The sequence below is a fragment of the Streptomyces sp. NPDC047117 genome, assembly GCF_040643545.1.
Lineage (GTDB): Bacteria > Actinomycetota > Actinomycetes > Streptomycetales > Streptomycetaceae > Streptomyces.
In genome coordinates this window covers 1-17858 of record NZ_JBEYUN010000007.1, presented here as the reverse complement: position 1 = coordinate 17858, position 17858 = coordinate 1, and the positions used below count along the sequence as shown (strand labels likewise).

The 17858-nt window shown below is 70.9% G+C and carries 17 protein-coding genes; 10 read left to right on the top strand and 7 right to left on the bottom strand.

Annotated elements, in window-relative coordinates:
* Positions 1–47: 47 nt before the first annotated feature.
* Positions 48–827: a phosphate ABC transporter ATP-binding protein PstB gene (gene pstB, locus ABZ840_RS14925; RefSeq protein ID WP_361558903.1), complete on the top strand. Its 780-nt coding sequence runs from the start codon at positions 48–50 to the stop codon at positions 825–827.
* A 156-nt stretch (positions 828–983) separates the two neighbouring features.
* On the opposite strand, the gene ABZ840_RS14920 is transcribed toward pstB, so the two are convergent.
* Together ABZ840_RS14920 and ABZ840_RS14915 are read right to left on the bottom strand one after the other, a co-directional pair.
* A complete protein-coding gene (locus ABZ840_RS14920; RefSeq protein WP_361558900.1) occupies positions 984–1982 on the bottom strand; it encodes an inorganic phosphate transporter in 999 nt (332 codons plus the stop codon).
* A 9-nt stretch (positions 1983–1991) separates the two neighbouring features.
* Positions 1992–2612: a DUF47 family protein gene (locus ABZ840_RS14915; protein ID WP_030267458.1), complete on the bottom strand. Its 621-nt coding sequence runs from the start codon at positions 2610–2612 to the stop codon at positions 1992–1994.
* 219 nt (positions 2613–2831) lie between these two features.
* Here ABZ840_RS14915 and ABZ840_RS14910 point away from each other — a divergent pair, with 219 nt between their 5' ends.
* A complete protein-coding gene (locus ABZ840_RS14910) occupies positions 2832–3221 on the top strand; it encodes a metal-sensitive transcriptional regulator (RefSeq protein ID WP_361558896.1) in 390 nt (129 codons plus the stop codon).
* 123 nt (positions 3222–3344) lie between these two features.
* On the opposite strand, the gene ABZ840_RS14905 is transcribed toward ABZ840_RS14910, so the two are convergent.
* Both ABZ840_RS14905 and ABZ840_RS14900 read right to left on the bottom strand, forming a co-directional pair.
* Positions 3345–3566, bottom strand: a complete 222-nt coding sequence (locus tag ABZ840_RS14905; RefSeq protein ID WP_361558893.1) for a hypothetical protein — start codon at positions 3564–3566, stop codon at positions 3345–3347.
* 171 nt (positions 3567–3737) lie between these two features.
* On the bottom strand, positions 3738–4595 hold the full coding sequence (locus ABZ840_RS14900; protein WP_361558890.1) for a hypothetical protein: 858 nt from the start codon (positions 4593–4595) through the stop codon (positions 3738–3740).
* A gap of 148 nt (positions 4596–4743) precedes the next feature.
* On the opposite strand from ABZ840_RS14900, the gene ABZ840_RS14895 reads away from it, so the two are divergent.
* Both ABZ840_RS14895 and ABZ840_RS14890 read left to right on the top strand, forming a co-directional pair.
* A complete protein-coding gene (locus tag ABZ840_RS14895; RefSeq protein ID WP_361559873.1) occupies positions 4744–4938 on the top strand; it encodes a hypothetical protein in 195 nt (64 codons plus the stop codon).
* 225 nt (positions 4939–5163) lie between these two features.
* Positions 5164–6693 (top strand): FAD-binding oxidoreductase, encoded by a 1530-nt coding sequence (locus ABZ840_RS14890; RefSeq protein ID WP_361558887.1) that lies wholly within the window; start codon positions 5164–5166, stop codon positions 6691–6693.
* A gap of 128 nt (positions 6694–6821) precedes the next feature.
* Here ABZ840_RS14890 and ABZ840_RS14885 read toward each other — a convergent pair whose 3' ends face one another.
* Both ABZ840_RS14885 and ABZ840_RS14880 read right to left on the bottom strand, forming a co-directional pair.
* Positions 6822–7613 (bottom strand): phosphatase PAP2 family protein, encoded by a 792-nt coding sequence (locus tag ABZ840_RS14885; RefSeq protein ID WP_361558884.1) that lies wholly within the window; start codon positions 7611–7613, stop codon positions 6822–6824.
* Positions 7614–7843: 230 nt separating this feature from the next.
* A complete protein-coding gene (locus tag ABZ840_RS14880) occupies positions 7844–8848 on the bottom strand; it encodes a bifunctional lytic transglycosylase/C40 family peptidase (RefSeq protein ID WP_361559870.1) in 1005 nt (334 codons plus the stop codon).
* Positions 8849–9256: 408 nt separating this feature from the next.
* Between ABZ840_RS14880 and ABZ840_RS14875 the strand changes: the two genes are divergently transcribed.
* The 6 genes from ABZ840_RS14875 to ABZ840_RS14850 all read left to right on the top strand — a co-directional run bounded on the left by ABZ840_RS14875 (position 9257) and on the right by ABZ840_RS14850 (position 17161).
* Positions 9257–9565 (top strand): hypothetical protein, encoded by a 309-nt coding sequence (locus tag ABZ840_RS14875; protein WP_031067282.1) that lies wholly within the window; start codon positions 9257–9259, stop codon positions 9563–9565.
* Positions 9566–9998: 433 nt separating this feature from the next.
* The gene (locus ABZ840_RS14870) at positions 9999–10859 is read left to right on the top strand and encodes a hypothetical protein (protein ID WP_361558881.1); all 861 of its coding nucleotides are present in this window, start codon (positions 9999–10001) and stop codon (positions 10857–10859) included.
* Positions 10849–12186 carry a hypothetical protein gene (locus ABZ840_RS14865; protein WP_361558878.1) on the top strand — a complete coding sequence of 446 codons (1338 nt, stop codon included), beginning with the start codon at positions 10849–10851 and terminating at the stop codon, positions 12184–12186. Before ABZ840_RS14870 ends, ABZ840_RS14865 begins: the two co-directional genes overlap by 11 nt.
* The gene (locus ABZ840_RS14860; RefSeq protein WP_361558875.1) at positions 12183–13745 is read left to right on the top strand and encodes an SCO6880 family protein; all 1563 of its coding nucleotides are present in this window, start codon (positions 12183–12185) and stop codon (positions 13743–13745) included. The genes ABZ840_RS14865 and ABZ840_RS14860 overlap by 4 nt, the downstream gene beginning before the upstream one ends.
* Before the next feature lie 28 nt (positions 13746–13773).
* Positions 13774–15240: an ATP-binding protein gene (locus ABZ840_RS14855; protein WP_361559867.1), complete on the top strand. Its 1467-nt coding sequence runs from the start codon at positions 13774–13776 to the stop codon at positions 15238–15240.
* Between the two features lie 73 nt (positions 15241–15313).
* Entirely contained in the window at positions 15314–17161 is a 1848-nt protein-coding gene (locus tag ABZ840_RS14850; protein ID WP_361558872.1) for a type VI secretion protein, read from the top strand.
* Positions 17162–17212: 51 nt separating this feature from the next.
* Here ABZ840_RS14850 and ABZ840_RS14845 read toward each other — a convergent pair whose 3' ends face one another.
* Positions 17213–17725 carry a GNAT family N-acetyltransferase gene (locus tag ABZ840_RS14845; protein WP_361558869.1) on the bottom strand — a complete coding sequence of 171 codons (513 nt, stop codon included), beginning with the start codon at positions 17723–17725 and terminating at the stop codon, positions 17213–17215.
* Positions 17726–17858 lie beyond the last annotated feature (133 nt).

Here is a 17858-nt window from a genome sequence, read left to right as displayed (position 1 = left end):
ATGCGGCTCCGCCGAATCGGGGCCACCAGAAAGAAGCAGTGATTCCCATGGCCAAGCGAATCGACATCAGCGGCCTCTCCGCCTTCTACGGCAGCCACAAGGCCATCGACGACATCTCCATGACCGTCGAGCCCCGCTCGGTGACGGCCTTCATCGGCCCCTCCGGCTGCGGCAAGTCCACCTTCCTGCGGACCCTGAACCGCATGCACGAGGTCACCCCCGGCGGCCGCGTCGAGGGCAAGGTGCTGCTGGACGACGAGAACCTCTACGGCTCGGGCGTCGACCCGGTCGCCGTCCGCCGCACCGTCGGCATGGTCTTCCAGCGCCCCAACCCCTTCCCCACCATGTCGATCTTCGACAATGTGGCGGCCGGCCTGCGGCTGAACGGCGCGGTGAAGAAGAAGTCCGAGCTGAACGACGTCGTCGAGAAGTCCCTCAAGGGCGCCAACCTCTGGAACGAGGTCAAGGACCGGCTGAACAAGCCCGGCTCCGGCCTCTCCGGCGGCCAGCAGCAGCGCCTCTGCATCGCCCGCGCCATCGCGGTCGAGCCGCAGGTCCTGCTGATGGACGAGCCCTGCTCCGCGCTCGACCCGATCTCCACCCTCGCCATCGAGGACCTGATCGGGGAGCTCAAGGAGCGCTTCACGATCGTCATCGTCACGCACAACATGCAGCAGGCGGCGCGCGTCTCGGACCGTACGGCGTTCTTCAACCTGGCCGCCGTCGGCCAGCCCGGCAAGCTCATCGAGATCGACGAGACCGAGCGGATCTTCTCCAACCCGTCGGTCCAGGACACCGAGGACTACATCTCCGGCCGCTTCGGCTGAGTCGCCGCCGCTCCGGCGGCACGGCGACCGGCATGCCGAGTGTCCTGTGGTGCTGCATGGCGGTGCCACCACAGGACGAGGGCCCGCCCCCCGGGAACGGGGGCGGGCCCTCATCATGTCTGCGCGCGTTCACCCGCGCCCGGCGAGCCGGCCGGCTCAGCCGAACGCCAGGTTCACCACCCAGTACGAGGCGGCGGCCACCGCGCCGGCCGCCGGCATGGTGATGAACCAGCCGAGGATGATGTTCTTGGCGACGCCCCAGCGGACCGCGCTGACCCGCTTGGTCGCGCCCACACCCATGATCGCCGAGGTGATCACGTGGGTGGTGGAGATCGGCGCGTGGAAGAGGAACGCGGTGCTGAACATGATCGACGCGCCGGTCGCCTCGGCCGCGAAGCCCTGCGGCGGGTCCAGCTCGATGATCTTGCGGCCGAGGGTGCGCATGATGCGCCAGCCGCCCGCGTACGTACCGAGCGACAGCATCGCGGCACAGGCGATCTTCACCCAGATCGGGATCGGGTCGCCGTGGCCCTCGACACCGCCGATGACCAGCGCCATCACCACGATGCCCATCGTCTTCTGGGCGTCCTGGAGGCCGTGGCCGAGCGCCATGCCCGCCGCCGAGACCGTCTGCGCGATACGGAAGCCGCGCTTGGCCTTGTGCGGGTTGGCGCCCTTGAACATCCACAGGATGGCGACCATGACGAAGTAGCCGACGATCAGACCGACCAGCGGCGACAGGAACATCGGGAGGACGATCTTCTCCCAGACGCCCGACCAGTAGACGACCGACGAGCCGGCGAGCGCCGCGCCCACCATGCCGCCGAAGAGCGCATGGGAGGAGGACGAGGGCAGACCGAAGTACCACGTGATCATGTTCCACGCGATGGCGCCCACCAGAGCCGAGAAGAGGATCATCATCCCCTGCTTGCCGCTGGGCGTCTCGATCAGGCCCTCACTGACGGTCTTGGCGACCCCGCTGCCCAGGAAGGCACCGGCGAGGTTCATCACCGCCGCCATCGCGAGGGCGGCCCGCGGCGTCAGCGCACGCGTCGAGACCGAGGTCGCGATCGCGTTCGCGGAGTCGTGAAAGCCGTTGGTGTACGTGAATCCGAGCGCGACCGCGATGGTCACGACGAGCGCAAAGGTGTCCATGGCCGGGGCTCAGGACTCCTTCACCGCGATGGTTTCGACGGTGTTCGCCACATGCTCGAACGCGTCGGCCGCCTCTTCGAGGATGTCCACGATCTGCTTGAGCTTGAGCACCTCGATGGCGTCGTACTTGCCGTTGAAGAGGTGCGCGAGCAGCTTGCGGTGGATCTGGTCGGCCTGGTTCTCCAGCCGGTTGACCTCGATCCAGTACTCGGTGAGGTTGGACATCGTCCGCAGGTTCGGCATGGCCTCGGCGGTCAGCTCGGCCGCCCGCGCCAGGACCTCGATCTGCTGGTCGACGCCCTTGGGGAGTTCCTCGACGTTGTAGAGGACGACCAGGTCGACGGCCTCCTCCATGAAGTCCATGATGTCGTCGAGCGACGAGGCGAGGTTGTAGATGTCCTCGCGGTCGAACGGCGTGATGAACGAGGAGTTCAACTGGTGGAACACCGCGTGGGTGGCGTCGTCCCCCGCGTGCTCCGCCGCTCGCATCCTCTCGGCGATCTCTGCCCGCGCGGAGGCGTCCGCCCCGAGCAGTTCCATCAGGAGCTTGGAGCCCGTGACGATGTTGTCCGCGGAGGCGGCGAACATGTCGTAGAAGCTCGTCTCCCTGGGGGTCAGACGAAAGCGCACGTGAAATCCTCGGGGTGCATCGGATTCGGTCGGGACGATGCTAGGCGCATCATCCAGCCACTGCTAACCGGCATTACCTCAGTGTCGCCCATCGGGCAGCATGCTCTGCACGGGGTACCTGCCCCGCGAGGTGCGCGGGGTATCTCTCTCGCGCGCGAAATTCTGTAACATATACCCACCAGGGGTATATGAACCGGCTACGTACCAGGGGAGAAGCCCATGCCGACCACGGACTCCGAGACCGATGGCACCACCGCTGCCGCCGGGTCCTGCCACGGCGCGGAGCCGCAGGGCGACCCCAATGCCATGACAAATCACGACCTGGGCATCCATGGGTACGCACAGCAGAAGGACGCCCACATCAAGCGGCTACGCCGCATCGAGGGGCAGATCAGGGGCCTCCAGCGGATGCTGGAGGAGGACGTCTACTGCATCGACATACTCACCCAGGTCTCGGCCAGCACGAAGGGCCTGCAGTCCTTCGGCCTGCAGCTTCTCGAGGAACACCTGCGGCACTGCGTCGCCGACGCGGCCGTGAAGGGCCCCGAGGCCATCGACGAGAAGGTCAGGGAAGCGACCAGGGCGATCGAGCGCATGCTGCGCACCTGAGCCGCGTCGACGGCCAGCCGGAGCGGGGCAGGGTCAGGGCCCCGGTTGCTGGTCCGGTCGTGCGGGTGAGCGATCCGGCGTGACGAATTCCACGCCGGGGCCGCGGCCGAAAACGGACGTTCGTCACGCCCGGTCGGCGGTCGCGGAGCGCTGTCGCGCCTCCACCGCGGCCCTTCTGTCGCCACGGTCCGCGCTCACGTCCAAAACCTCGTCGATCCGGTCCGGACTGAGGCGGTCCTCGGGGGACGTCGCCGCCGCGATCATCAACTCACCAGCCAGATCGATCTCGATGAGGGCCACGTGGTCCTGAGTCGTCTGACTGCGGTGCGGCGCCACGTACAACACCTCCTCCTTCGAGGCCCATGCCACTCTTCTGGCCGTTACCACCAAGGGTAGGGACGGGCACACACCCCGCGCATGGCACGGATGGACCATTTACGCCGACCCGCCGGACCGGTTTTGCGGGGCCGGTCGCGCAGGCGCACGGCCGGACCCCGTCCGCTCTCCCCGGCGCCGTCAGCCGCTGCCGGGCGCCGCGATCCGGCCCGTGTAGATGTCCTCGCGGTGCGGCAGCTCGACCGGCGCCCCGGCCCCGAAGCGGCCGTAGGCGACCGTCGACGTCACCTCCGTGCCGCGCGGCGAGCCGTTGGCGAAGGAGAACCGGTACTGCACCTTGCGCAGCCGCCCCGCCTCGTCCAGATACGCGTCGAAGGGGACCACGTCGGTGGTGAAGCCCTTCTCGGCCGCGGTCAGCGAGGGCCCGATGCCCTTCGAGGCGGCGTCGGCGGCCACCCCGATGTCGGCCGTGCCCCGGTAGTGCCGCACCCGCTCGCCCCGCAGCCGCTTCTCACCCTCGTACGTCGCCCGGCGGGTGCCGCGCAGCAGCTCCGCCGCGGCCATCGGATCGGTCGCGCCGCCGGTGACGAGATTGCCGTCGGACAGCGCGGTGGTGTCCACCCGCACCCACTTGTCGGCGGGCACCCCGGCGCCGCGGTTCTTCATGTAGAGCGCGCCCGGCGCGAAGATCTCCGTGATCGGCTTGCGCAGCCGGCCGTCCGGGCCCGCCGGCTCCGGCAGCACCAGCCGCAGCCGGCCGGCGCCGCGGCGGTAGTCGTAGTGGCCGGTGCCGCTGATGGCGACGCGGGTGCCGCCGCTGGTGGTCTCCAGCGACGTACGGACCTCGGAGGTGGCCGCCCGTACCAAGGCGTCGGCGGCCTGCCGGAGCGTCACCGAGGGGGGCGGTCCCGCGGGCGCGTCATCGGCGGCGGCGCCGTCCGTCGTACATCCCGATGCCAGCAGGCCGGCCCCGAGCGCCAGTCCCGCCGCCGTGGCGGCGGCGACGGCTCCGCCGATCCGTCTGTCCTGCACCACCATCGCGCACGGGCCCCCTGCCGGTGTCGCGCCGCCGTCCCGCCGCCGCGTGGCGCGGCCGGCATCGGGCAACCATTTCGTTCAACGACCGTTCATCTGGCCCGTCACGCCCGCCCGGTACAACCGGCAGTAGCGTGGTGATGTGCCGTACCTGACCCAGGACCCGCAGCAGACCGCCGAACCCGACAGCGCCGGCAGCGGCGCGAGCGGGGGCCACCGCACCTCCACCGTCGAGCGCGGCGCCTTCTGTCTGGCCCGCTGCAACTGCGGCTGGTCGGGCCCCGCCCGCCGCGCGCGCTCCCAGGCCCGCACGGACGCCGACCGGCACATCGCCGACGACCGCTGACCCGGGCCACCGAACGCCGCCGACCCGGGACACCGGGGGCCACTGACCCGAGACCGGGGACCACTGCCCGGAGCGACCGGGGCAAAGCGCCCCGCACACCCCCGAAGCACCCTCCGTCACTTGGCGCGCGCCTTCCCCGGCGGAACCCGTAGCCCCACTTCCGCATCTGGCTGGGCGGAAGGCATCGGGAAAGCGCCTCGGGCGCTGTTCGGCAAGGGGGCGGCCGTGAGGCGGCGCACAATTCTGCAGGCGGGCGGCGGGCTCGCGGCGACCACGGCGGCCTGGTTCGCCGCGGGCGGTACGGGAGCGGGCCACGCGGCCGCGAAGACGTCAGGGACGTCCTGGGACGCGCTCCGCAAGGGCCTGGACGGCCGGCTGATACGGCCGGGCGACGCCGCGTACGCCACCGCGCGCCGCCTCTACAACACCCGTTTCGACACACTGAAGCCGTCGGCCGTGGCCTATGTGAAGCACGCCGGGGACATAGCGGAGTGCCTGGCCTTCGCACGCCGGAACGGCACGCCCGTCGCCATACGCAACGGCGGCCACTCCTACGCGGGCTGGTCCAGCGGCGACAAGCGCCTGATCGTCGACGTCTCGGCGCTGTCCAAGGTCGCCGCGCCGTCCGGCGGCACCACCCGCATCGGGGCCGGCGCCAAGCTCATCGACGTCTACGAGGGCCTGGGCAAGCACGGCGTGACCATCCCGGGCGGCTCCTGCCCGACCGTCGGCGTCTCCGGCCTGACCCTCGGCGGCGGCCATGGCGTCGTCTCCCGCGCGTACGGCCTGACCTGCGACAGCCTCGTCGGCGCGACGCTCGTCACGGCCAACGGCAAGACCGTGCACTGCGACACGAAGGAGCACGCCGACCTCTTCTGGGCGCTGCGCGGCGCGGGCAACGGCAACTTCGGCGTGGTCACCGAGCTGCGCTTCCGTACGCACAAGGCGCCGGACGCGGTGATGGCGTACCTGACCTGGCCCTGGTCCAAGGCCGCCGCCGTGCTGCGCTCCTGGCAGGAGTGGGGCCCGGACCAGGCCGACGAGATCTGGTCCAGCTGCCACCTGGACGCCCGGCCCGGCGCCACCCCGACCGTCTCCGTCGCCGCGTTCTCGCTCGGCTCGTACCGCGGCCTCCAGAACGCCGTCGACAAGCTCGCCGACCGCGCGGGCGGCCCCGGCCCCGCGTCCTCCGTCTCGCTCAAGCCGAAGGCGTACCTGGACGCCATGGAGGCGTACGCGGGCTGCGCCTCGAAGTCCACCGCCCAGTGCCACCAGCCGGGCAGCACCCCTGGGCGGAACCCGGCCGGGCAGCTGGGCCGGGAGACCTACGCGGCCCGCTCCGACTTCTTCGACCGCTCGCTGAGCGCTGCCGGCATCCGTTCGGTCCTCGACCAGATCGAGCGCGCGGGCCGCAACGGCGTCAACGGCAACGTCGCCTTCACCGCCCTGGGCGGCGCGATCAACCGTGTGCAGCCCACCGCCACGGCCTTCGTGCACCGCCGCTCGCGGTTCCTCGCGCAGTACCTCGCCTCCTGGGCGCCCAGCGGCACGGGCAAGGCCCAGAACGCCTGGCTGGCCGGAATGCACACCGCGATGCGCCGGTACGCCTCGGGCGCCGCCTACCAGAACTACGCCGACCCGACCCTGAAGGACTGGAAGAAGGCGTACTACGGGGCGGCCGCCGGGCGGCTGGCCGAGGTGAAGCAGACGTACGACCCGAAGCACCTGTTCCGGACGTTCCCGCAGGCGCTGTAGCGGCGGGCGCGGGCCGGGCCATGGGTCCCGCGGCGGGTGCGGCGCCCGGCCGGCGGTGGATACGCGTCGGCCCCGCCCGGTGTCCGGGCGGGGCCGAGATGCGGATCGTCCGTCGGGCGACGGGACCGTCAGGCCGCGAGGTCCTTGTCGCGGTTCACGCGGCCGTCGCGCGGCGCGCCCGGCGGTTCCGGAAACCCGTCGGGGCCCCCGGCCCCGACGGCACCGGCCGCCCCCGCGGGCCCGAACGCGTCCGTCACAGCCGCGCCGTCCCCCTCGCCCGCTCCGCCTGCGTGCGCCGTCCCCGCGCGGGGCACCTGGACGAGCGCCCCGATGCGGGAGGCCGCGATCGCCTTCATCAGCGGCACCAGCAGCGCCTGGGCCAGCGGCGCGAAGAGCAGCGCGACCGCCGTACCCAGCGCGAATCCCCCGATGACGTCCGTCGGGTAGTGCACGCCCATGTAGACCCGGCACAGCCCTTCGAGCAGCGCGAGCGCGATGCCCACCAGCCCGAACTTGCGGTGCGCGATGAAGATGCCGACACCGACGGCCATGGTGAGCGTGGCGTGGTCGCTCACGAACGAGAAGTCGTTCTTGCCCTCCACCAGGACCTGCAGCCCCGTGTGGTCCTTGAAGGGCCGCGGCCGGGCCACGAACTCCCGGATCGGGATGTTGGCCAGCAGCGCGATACCGGCCGCCAGCGGTGCCCAGACCAGGCCCGCCACCGCGGCGGGCGCGTCGGACTTCTTGCGGGCGCCCCACCAGGCGACCAGACAGAGGATCGCCAGTCCGGCGATGATGCCGTACTCGCCGACGTACTCCATCACCTGGTCGAACCAGTGCGGAGCGTCCTTGGCGAGGCCGTTGACCTCATAGAGCAGGCCAACGTCGGGGTTCGACCCGTCCAGTGCGAGTCCAGCCATGTGCCGCGGCCCCTAACCTTTCGCGCGCGCGAGCGCCATCCGAGTGCTGCCAACCCCCGTGGTCGTCGAGCAGTGCCGTGCCGGCCGCGTCATTCGACAGCCCGCTCCGCAGTGCCTCTCACACCCACTCCAAGGAAACGTCATGCACCCGCACGACGTTCCACTTTCCACCGGATGATCACCAGGACGTTATCGAAGCTTGACTCATCGCCGCAGCTCAGGCCCCATGTTCACGCAGCGTTTCGACGGGGGAGTGCTTTTGCGCCATCTTCTGTGACGCGAGTGGCGCCGATGTAGTCAGGGGTGTCGATCTTGTCGAATCTGATCACCGCGCCCGTGTACGGAGCGTTGATCATGTAGCCGCCGCCCACATAGATGCCCACGTGGTGGATCGACCGCGGGTCGTTCAGGTTGTGGGCGAAGAACACCAGGTCGCCGGGGAGCAGTTCGTCGCGCTTCGGGTGCGGCCCGGCGTTCCACTGGTCGTTCGCGACACGGGGCAGCTCGATGCCGACCGTCTTGAAAGCGGCCTTGGTCAGACCCGAGCAGTCGAACCGGCCGCCCTGGTCCGCCGTCCCGTTGCCGCCCCAGAGGTACGGCGTGCCGAGCTTCTTCTGTGCGTAGTAGATCGCGCCGGCCGCCTGCTGCGAGGGCTCCACGTTCTGGACCGGCGCCTCGAAGCTCTTCGCGAGGGTCGTGATGACCTTGACGTAATTCTGCGTCTCCCGGTACGGCGGCACACCGTCGTACTGGATGACCCGGTAGGCGCCCGCGTTGTACGCCGCCAGCATGTTGTGCGTGGCATCCCCGGGGACGTTCTTCACGTACTTGGCCAGTTCGCAGTCGTACGAGGCGGCCGACGCGATCGCGTCCACCGGATCCCAGACGTCCTTGTCGCCGTCGCCGTCGCCGTCGACGCCGTGCGTGGCCCACGTGCCGGGGATGAACTGCGCGAGCCCCTGCGCCGCCGCCGGGCTCTGCGCCTTGGGGTTCCAGCCGCTCTCCTGGTACAACTGCGCGGCGAGCAGCGCCGGGTTGATCGCGGGACAGAGCGCGCCCCACTTCTGCACATGCGCCTGGTACGCCGCCGGCACCGACCCCTTGGCCAGGCCGACGGCCCGCCCCGCGGCGCCGCCGATGCCGCCGGCCGCGGCGTACGTACCGATGATCAGCAGCGCGAGAAAGCCGGCACCGAGGCCGGCGCCGATCCCCGTTCCCACCCAGACCTTGCGCACTGCACCCCTCACCCCCACATCGATCCCCGTCAGGCTACCGACGAACCGTGCACCTGTCCGCCCCGTCTCACGCCACGGGTACGGCGCGACACCGCCCGCCCCTCAGCCGCTCCACGGCCCCCGGACCGGAGGCACATTGACCACGCGTCAGCTACTCCCCCTGCACCGACCGCGCTGCGTGTTCACTTCCTGCCTCAATATTGCTCAGAGTGACCAAGCATGGTACACACGGTGAGAATAATGGGCCCTGTGGGCGACGTACGCACCCCTGCTCCCGCCGCCCACACGGGATCCGCCAAAGTTTGACGCCAAGTCGACATCGTCACGGGCAATCGTCAGCGAAGATAGAGACTGGCCGTGCCATGTGGTACGGGAGACAACTACCCAATTGGGGCGGTGAGTTCACAAATGTTCATTGCGGCCGAAAAGGGCGACATCACCACCATTATCGGCGGAATCGCCCCGGACTGGGGCCCGTTCGGGAGCCTGGGCAACGAAGCCCGCGTGATGGTCGAAGTGGTGATGGCGGTGGCCATCCTGCTCTGCCTGGGCATCGCGATCTGGGGCGCGGCGAAGCAGCGCATCGGCGCCACGGCCCTCCGCGACACCTTCAGCGCCGAACAGGGCAAGGGCCTGATCGTCGCCGGCCTGACCGGCGTCTTCATCATCGGGTCACTGGGCACCCTCTTCACCATCGTCTACGGCATGGCGGTCTAGCGGCCGAAACGTCCCCTCCGCCGGGCCGCGCGGCCGCTGCCGTACGCCTGCCCGCCGTGCCCCGACCCGTACATCCGTCGTACGCCCGTGCGTACGCCCCGACCGTCCGTCCACGCGCCTGCCGCGCGCTCTACCGCGCCGTGCCCCGGCTCACGTCCCATGGGTCATCGGCTGTGCGCGGCCGCCACACCTGGCCCATATCCCTGTCCGAGGCCACATGCTGATGTCCACTCCGCCCACTCGTCCACAGCCCGCTCCGCACCGGCCGTGCAGTTGTCCACAGGCGATGCGGACGGGTTCGCCGTTCCGTCACAGTGGGGTGTACTCGTATCAGGACGACCGGGCCGCCTCCCACGCGGCTACGGTCGTACCCGGGTTGCGGCAAGGCGACGGCGAAGACGGCAGCGATGCCGGTTGAGGGGGCACAGGCACCATGAGTCTCGGTGACGACGGAGCGTACGGCGGCGGGGAGTACAGCGGCCAGGGCCCCGGCCAGACGCGTACCAGACTTCCCGGCGGCGAGGGCGACGTCTACGGCTCCGGCCGCCGGCCCCGCGGCGGCATGTCCAGCCGCAACCTCGTCACGATCGTCGGCGTGGTCGTGCTGCTCATCGCCGCCATCGCCTTCGCCAACCGCGGCGGCTCCGGCTCCGGTTCGGACTCCGCCGACGGCGACTCCGGCGCCCCGGCCGCCCAGCCCACCGCCCCGACGGGCCAACGCCCCGTCTCCGGCAAGAACTCCGACACCCCCACCATCCCCTCCGGCTTCCCCAAATCCGAACAGGGCGCCCAATCGGCGGCTGCGAACTACGCGGTGGCGCTCGCCAGCGACGGCATGTACCGCTCCGACACGCGTGACGCGATCGTCGAGGCGGTCTACGCCCCCTCCGCCGCGACCGCCCGCAAGGAATCACTGCGCAAGGTCTACGCCGACCCGCAGTTCCTGGCGGGCGTCGGTCTGGACAAGGAGGGCAAGGCGCCGGAAGGCCAGACGTTCGTGTCCCGGGCCAACCCGGTCGGCACGAAGGTCGACTCGTTCGGGGGCACGTCCGCGAAGGTCGCCGTCTGGTACTCCTCCCTGTTCGGCCTGGCCGGCGAGGGCTCGGAGAACCCGGTCACGGAGAGCTGGTACACGACCACCATGAAGCTGCAGTGGGTCGGAGGCGACTGGAAGGTCACCGGGGTCTCGCAGAAGAAGGGGCCGGCGCCGGTCGGCCGCGACCAGGCCGCCGCGACGGCCGAGGAGATGTCCAAGGCCGTCGAAGGGTTCGGAGGGTTCACGTATGCCCGGTAAGTCTCCCCGCACCAGCAGGCCGGGACGCGGCCTCTCGCTCGCGGCAGTGTTCGCCGGCCTCCAGGTCGGGGCCGTCCTCTTCGCCTCGCGTGCCTTCGCCGCGCCCTCCCCGAAGCCGAGCGACAACCCCTGCGACCTCCTCACCGACAAGGCCAAGGAGCTCTGCGAGGAGCGCGGCTCGGGCGGGAGCGGCGGCTCGACCCCGCCCGCCTCCGGCAGCAACCCCCTCGACCCCCTCCAGTCCCTGGCCAAGGGGTGTGCCGACGCCGCCGCGTGGATCGTCACCAAGCTGTCCGATGCCGTGAAGGCGACCTCGCAGGTCGACTTCACGAACGCCGCGTTCCTGCGGCAGTACGCCGTCGTCTTCGCCGCTTCCACGATCCTCACGCTCGTGCTCTGGCTGCTCGCCGTCGCCAAGCGCGCCGTACGCGGCGTACGCCTCACCGAGGCGATCAGTGAGGCGGTCGGCTTCCTGTGGCTCACCGTCCTCGCCTCCGCCTTCACCCCCCTGATCCTCTACACCGTCGTCTCCGCCACCGACGGCGTCACCGAGATCATCGCCAGAGGCACCGGCGCCCAGACGGACATTTTCTTCGGGTCGTTCTCCGAGGCCCTCAAGAAGGGCACGGACATCGGCGGCGGCCCGATCATGCTGATCGTCGTCGCGCTCGTCTCCGTGCTCGCCGCCGGCATCCTCTGGCTGGAGCTGGTCATCCGCGCCGCCCTGCTCTACGTCGGCGCCCTGCTCGGCACGGTCGTCTACGCCGGCCTCGTCGACAAGAACATGTGGGGTCACGTCCGCCGGTGGGCCGGCATCATGATCGCCGTGATCATGGTGAAACCGGTCATCGTGATCGTGCTGGGCATCGCCGGCGCGCTCTCCTCCGAGAAGGGCCCCGACTCCTTCTCCGCCGTCGTCTCCGGCCTCGCCATCATCCTGCTCGCCATCTTCGCGAGCGCCATGATCTACCGCTTCGTCCCCGGCTTCGGCGACGAGATCATGGCGGCCCGCACCAACAAGAAGGCCGCAACCGACGGCAGCCAGGCCGCGGCGCTCGTCTCCTCCCCCGCCGCCCTCGTCTCGCAGGGCATCAAGACCCACAGCTCCCGCGGCAGCGGCGGCAACACCGGCGACACCGGGAACAGCAACGGCGGCCAGTCCCGCCCGGCCGACGCCGTGGCCGGCGGCGTCGCCGCGCACAGCTCACGCGGCGGCTCCGGCACCGCCGGCCCGCCCGCGCCCCGTACGAGCCCCGGCCCGCGTCCCGGCGCGGCCTCGGGCGGTTCCGCCCGCACCGGTAAGACAGCAGGAGGTGATGGGCGTTGAGCACCCAGTCCCACCCGGTCACGCCCCGACGCACGTATCTCATCGGCCGCGCCCGGCCCAACGCGGTCATCGGCAAGAACCGCGAGACCGGCGAGATCGGGCTGATCATCGCGGGCGCGTTCCTCGGGATGATGTGCGGCCTGCTGGTGCCCGTCCTGCCGCTGCGCATCGTGACGCTCACCGGCTTCCCGCTGATCGCGCTGGCCGCCGTGTACGTCCCGTACCGCGGCCGGACGTTCTACAAGTGGTTCGAGATCAACCGCAGCTACAAGCGGACACTGCGCCAGGGCGCGACGTACCGCTCCGGCACCCAGGAGGCGGGCATCAGCATGGACGGCCGTGAGGTCGAGATCGGCCCGCCGCCCGGCATCGGCCGCATCAACTGGCTCTCCGCGCCCTTCGGCCCGGACGAGATCGCCGTACTGCTGCACGCCGACCGGCGTACGGTCACCGCGGCCATAGAGATCGAGGGCCCCGGCGTCGGCCTGCGCGACAGCGAGGACCAGGAGGCCCTGGTCGACCGCTTCGGGACGCTGCTCAAGCACGTCGCGAACGGCGACGGGTTCGTCACCCGCCTCCAGATGCTGGCCCGTACGCTCCCCGCCGACCCGGACGCACACGCCAAGGACGTCGCCCAGCGCGGCGACCGGACCTCCCCCCAGTGGCTGCAGGACTCCTACGACCAGCTGCAGTCCATGGTCTCCACCTCCTCCGAGCAGCACCGCGCGTACCTCGTCGCCTGCATGCACTACAACCGCGAGCTGGCCACCGAGGCCGAGACCATGGCCCGCGCGGCGCGCATGCACAACGGCGGACTGCTGCGGAAGCGCCTGGACAAGGACGCGGGCCTCGCCGTGGTAATGGCCCGCGAGCTGACCGACATCTGCGCCCGCCTCGCCGAGGCCGACATCCGGGTGCGGCAGCCCCTCGGCCAGGCCCGGCTCGCCTCCCTCGTGCACTCCATGTACGACCCGGACCACCCCATCGACCACATCCAGGCGATGAGCAAGCGCAACGCCTGGCCGGCCGAGCTGGACGCCATGGAGCCCACCTACCTCCAGGCCAAGACGCGCGAGTCCATGACGCGCGCGCCCTGGTGCCACGCCACCGCGTGGGTCAAGGAGTGGCCGCTGACCCCGGTCGGCGTCAACTTCCTGGCCCCGCTGCTCGTCCATACCCCCGACGTCATCCGCACCGTCGCCGTCACCATGGACCTCGAACCGACCGAGGTGGCGATCGAGCGCATGCTGACCGAGAAGACCAACGACGACGCGGAAGCCAGCCGCGCCGCCAAGATGAACCGCGTGGTGGACCCGCGCGACGTGGCCCACCACGGGCGCGTCGACCAGCGCGGCGAGGACCTGGCGTCCGGCGCGGCCGGGGTGAACATCGTCGGGTACATCACCGTCTCGTCCCGTTCGCCCGAGGCGCTGGCCCGTGACAAGCGGACCATCCGCGCCTCGGCCGGCAAGTCCTACCTCAAGCTGGAGTGGTGCGACCGCGAGCACCACCGGGCCTTCGTCAACACGCTTCCGTTCGCGACCGGGATCCGCCGCTAAGCCGCTGGGAGGCGCGTACGTCATGGCCATGCTCGATCCGCTCGCCGCGATCACCGAGGCCTTCACCAGCTTCCTCTTCGGGAAGGTGGAGACGACCAGGCTGCCCGTACGGACCTCCACCGGGCAGGCCCAGGCCGTCTATCTGCCCACCGCCGCACCAGGACTGGGCGACTCCGGCGTGATCATCGGCCGCGAGGTGTACAGCGGCAAGGGATACATCTACGACCCGTTCCAGCTGTACGGCCAGCAGCTGCCGGCACCGCACTGGCTCGTCCTCGGCGAGTCCGGCAACGGCAAGTCCGCGCTGGAGAAGACCTACGTCCTGCGCCAGCTCCGGTTCCGCGACCGCCAGGTCGTGGTGCTCGACGCCCAGGGCGAGGACGGCGTCGGCGAGTGGAACCTCATCGCCGAACAGCTCGGCATAACCCCGATCCGGCTGGACCCCACAGCGGCGCTGAACGGCGGCATCCGCCTGAACCCGCTGGACCCGTCGATCACCACCACCGGCCAGCTGGCGCTGCTCCGCACGATCATCGAGGTGGCCATGGGCCACGGCCTCGACGAGCGTTCCGGCTTCGCCCTCAAGGTCGCGCACGCCGCTGTACTCAATGGGGTCGGCTCCGCCAAGGGCAACGAGACCGGCACCGACCGCCAGCCGATCCTCACCGACATCGTCGAGCAACTCCGCCATCCGAAGCCGGAGTCCGCCGAGGCGATGAACGTCGACCTGGACGACGTACGGGCCTGGGGCCTGGACGTCGCCCTCGTGCTGGACCGCCTCGTCGACGGTGACCTCCGCGGCATGTTCGACGGCCCGACGACCGCGGGCATCGACCTCGACGCGCCGCTGATCGTCTTCGACCTCTCCCACATCGACCGCAACTCCATCGCGATGCCGATCCTGATGGCGATCGTGGGCGTGTGGCTGGAGCACACCTGGATCCGTCCCGACCGGAAGAAACGGATCTTCCTGGTCGAGGAGGCCTGGCACATCATCAACTCTCCGTTCGTCGCCCAGCTCTTCCAGCGCCTGCTGAAGTTCGGCCGACGGCTCGGCCTCTCCTTCGTCGCCGTCGTCCACCACCTCAGCGACGTGGTCGACGGCGCGGCCGCCCGAGAGGCGGCAGCCATCCTCAAGATGGCGTCGACCAGGACCATCTACGCCCAGAAAGCCGACGAGGCACGGGCCACAGGACGCGTACTGGGGCTGCCACGCTGGGCGGTGGAGATCATCCCCACCCTCACCCCCGGCATCGCGGTCTGGGACGTCAACGGCAACGTCCAGGTCGTCAAGCACCTGATCACCGAGGCCGAACGCCCGCTGGTCTACACCGACCGCGCCATGACCGAGTCCTCCATCGCCGACGCGTCGGCGCAGCCCACGGAGGAGGCCCGCGCCCTGGAGCGCGCCGCGGACGCCGAGGCCGAAGCACGCGCGGAAGCCATGGCCATGGCACGCCAGCTCAGCAACGAATCGAGCGAAACGGTGGCGTGAGGGCCTCATTGGCCTCATTGGCCTCCTTGGCCCCGGACGGACAGCACGGCAGCACGAAGGACAGGTCGGTGGCGTGAGCGGCGACGGGTACGACCGGTACGACCGGCAGGGGCACGCGTACGGAGAACACGGCCCCGGCGGACCGGGCCGGGACGGCGGGGCCGGGCCCCGGCGACGGGAGCGCGGCGTCCCCGACTCCCTGCTCGTCGGCGTCCTCGCCTTCCTCCTCGGCCTGACCGTGCTGGTCTGGCTCGCCACGGGCCTCTCCGGCCTCTTCGCCCACGGCGGCTGGCCCGAGCACCTGACCTTCCCGCGCACGCCCCTCGCGATGCGCGAACTGGTCACCGAGCCGCACGACCTGGCCGGCGCCTGGCCCGCCACCCCAGCAGGCCAGCTCTCCGGCTACGGCCTCTTCTGGGGCGTCCTCATCAGCGAGCTGATGGTCCTGGTCGTCCTCACCGTCTTCGTCATGGGCACGGTCACCCGCTTCCGCGCGGTACGCGCCCAGCGCCGAGCCGAACGGAACGCCGCCCAGCGGCGGGTGGCCGGCGAACGCCCCGAAGGCGCCCAGCCTCCCGTACCGATGACCAAGGAGCCACAGGCAGGGCAGGCGCCTCCCGCCCCGGTGCCCGCGCCTGCCCCCGCCGTGACCGCTGCTCCTGACCCCGCCTCAGAGGCGGCGGACACCGCCGTGGGTGGCGGCACGACGGCCGCAGCAGCCGCCGCCGTCCCCACAGCCGCACCGGCGCCGCAGCAGGCCTCAGATGCCCATACAGACGTTCCCGCACCGGCCGTGCCCGCGGAGGCCCGTACGAGCGCCCCCATCCCCGGTACCGCCGACACCGCCGGCACGACCGCCGCAGCCGGGGCTGCGGGAGCAGCAGGGGCGATCACCGCGCTGGGCGCGGCCCGTACCGGCCCGGCAGCCCCTCCCCCCACCCTCGTCGGCGGCGGCAGCGTCACCGAGGCGGCTGCCGGCGCCCCGCTCCCCCAGGTCCACTACCACCACCGCACCGAGCGCCCCGCTGCCCGCGCCGCCGCGCTCGACGTGATCAACGCCGCCGAGGGCCCGCTCCTCGTAGCGACGACCGATCCGACCCTCTGGGCCGAGACCAAGGACGCACGGGCAAAACTCGGGCCGCTGCACGTCTACGACCCGCTGCACGCCCTCGACACCCCCGCCCGCCTCCGCTGGTCCCCCACCGCGGGCTGCGCGGACATCGCCGTCGCCGGTACGCGTGCCGCCGCGCTCCTCGCGCCCGTACGCCCCGCGAGCACGCTCGATTCCGCTCTCGCCGACGCCGCAGAAACGCTGCTGCGCTGCTGGCTGCACGCCGCCGCCGTGGACGGCCGACCCTTCCGGCAGATCCACCGCTGGGCACAGGGCAGCGGCGCCGCCCACGAGCCCGTACGCATTCTCCGTACGAACTCCAAGGCGGCGTCCGGCCGGGCCGGCGAGCTGGAGTCCGTGCTGACCGCGCACCCCGAACGCCGCGACATGGCCCAGCAGCTGGTCGCCCGCGCGCTGGCCGCCCTGTCCTCCGTCCACATCCGGGACGCGTGCAATCCAGGGCGAGCTGATGCCCTCGCCCTCGAATCATTTGTCGGCGAAGGGGGAACGCTTTACGTTGTGGGCGAGTCCCTCGAGGACCCGCGCACGACGCCGGGTGCGATGCCACTGCTCACCGCACTCGTTTCAAGCGTGGTCGAGCGCGGCCGCCGCATGGCCGAACGGTCATCTGACGGTCGCCTCGACCCACCACTCACCCTCGTCCTCGACGACATCGCGGCGCTCGCCCCCCTGCCGGCCCTTCCCGAGCTCATCGCCTCCGGCGCCACGCAGGGCCTGCTGACGCTCGCCACGCTCCGCTCCCCCGAACAGGCCCGCGCCCGCTGGCCCCACGCCACACTGCCGGCCTGAGCCCCAGACCGTCGGGCTCAACGGGCTGACCGGCTCACCGGGTCGGCGGGCTCACGACGTCCGCTTCCGTACGTACTCCCATATCGTCCCCGTGGCGTCCTCCTCGGTCTCGCCGGTGCGTACGAACCCCTGAGCCTCGTACAGCCGTTGCGCCCGGACGTTCTGCTCATGCACCGACAGGAAGACGCTCTCGGCTCCCGCCGGTCCGTCCGTGGCCCGCGCCGCTGCCGCTTGCAGCAGCTCGGCGGCCACGCCCGTCCGCCGGTGTTCGGGGCGGACGTAGAAGCCCACCACCTTGGCCTTCGGCTGGTCGGCGGTCTCCAGGAGTACGGTCGCCATCCCCGCCCAGTTGCCGTCGGCGGCCACCGCTACGTACGTGACGACGCCGAGTCCCGACTCGCTTGCCTGAGCGTTCTCCTGCCAGCGCTCGTCGGGGTACGCCGACGCCTGGGCATAGGTCGTGAGAAAGGCGATGGATGCCGCCGGGTCCGAAAGTGCCGCGAGCCGCAGTTCCTTGAGCTCGCGCCATTCGCCGGCTGTCACCGGCCTGATGTCGTATCCCATCTCCGCACCCTAGACGCGGACCCGCACACCATGGCCCTAAACGCAGAAAAGCCCCGCACCATACGGTGCGGGGCTTTCCCTCAAAGTTTGTTCGGCGGCGTCCTACTCTCCCACAGGGTCCCCCCTGCAGTAC

Coding starts and splice junctions, on each gene's coding strand:
- ABZ840_RS14920 (WP_361558900.1), bottom strand. CDS start 1,982: ATGGACACCTTTGCGCTCGTCGTGACCATCGCGGTCGCGCTCGGATTC.
- ABZ840_RS14865 (WP_361558878.1), top strand. CDS start 10,849: ATGCCCGGTAAGTCTCCCCGCACCAGCAGGCCGGGACGCGGCCTCTCG.
- ABZ840_RS14910 (WP_361558896.1), top strand. CDS start 2,832: ATGCCGACCACGGACTCCGAGACCGATGGCACCACCGCTGCCGCCGGG.
- ABZ840_RS14845 (WP_361558869.1), bottom strand. CDS start 17,725: ATGGGATACGACATCAGGCCGGTGACAGCCGGCGAATGGCGCGAGCTC.
- ABZ840_RS14875 (WP_031067282.1), top strand. CDS start 9,257: ATGTTCATTGCGGCCGAAAAGGGCGACATCACCACCATTATCGGCGGA.
- ABZ840_RS14885 (WP_361558884.1), bottom strand. CDS start 7,613: ATGGCTGGACTCGCACTGGACGGGTCGAACCCCGACGTTGGCCTGCTC.
- ABZ840_RS14855 (WP_361559867.1), top strand. CDS start 13,774: ATGCTCGATCCGCTCGCCGCGATCACCGAGGCCTTCACCAGCTTCCTC.
- ABZ840_RS14900 (WP_361558890.1), bottom strand. CDS start 4,595: ATGGTGGTGCAGGACAGACGGATCGGCGGAGCCGTCGCCGCCGCCACG.
- ABZ840_RS14870 (WP_361558881.1), top strand. CDS start 9,999: ATGAGTCTCGGTGACGACGGAGCGTACGGCGGCGGGGAGTACAGCGGC.
- pstB (WP_361558903.1), top strand. CDS start 48: ATGGCCAAGCGAATCGACATCAGCGGCCTCTCCGCCTTCTACGGCAGC.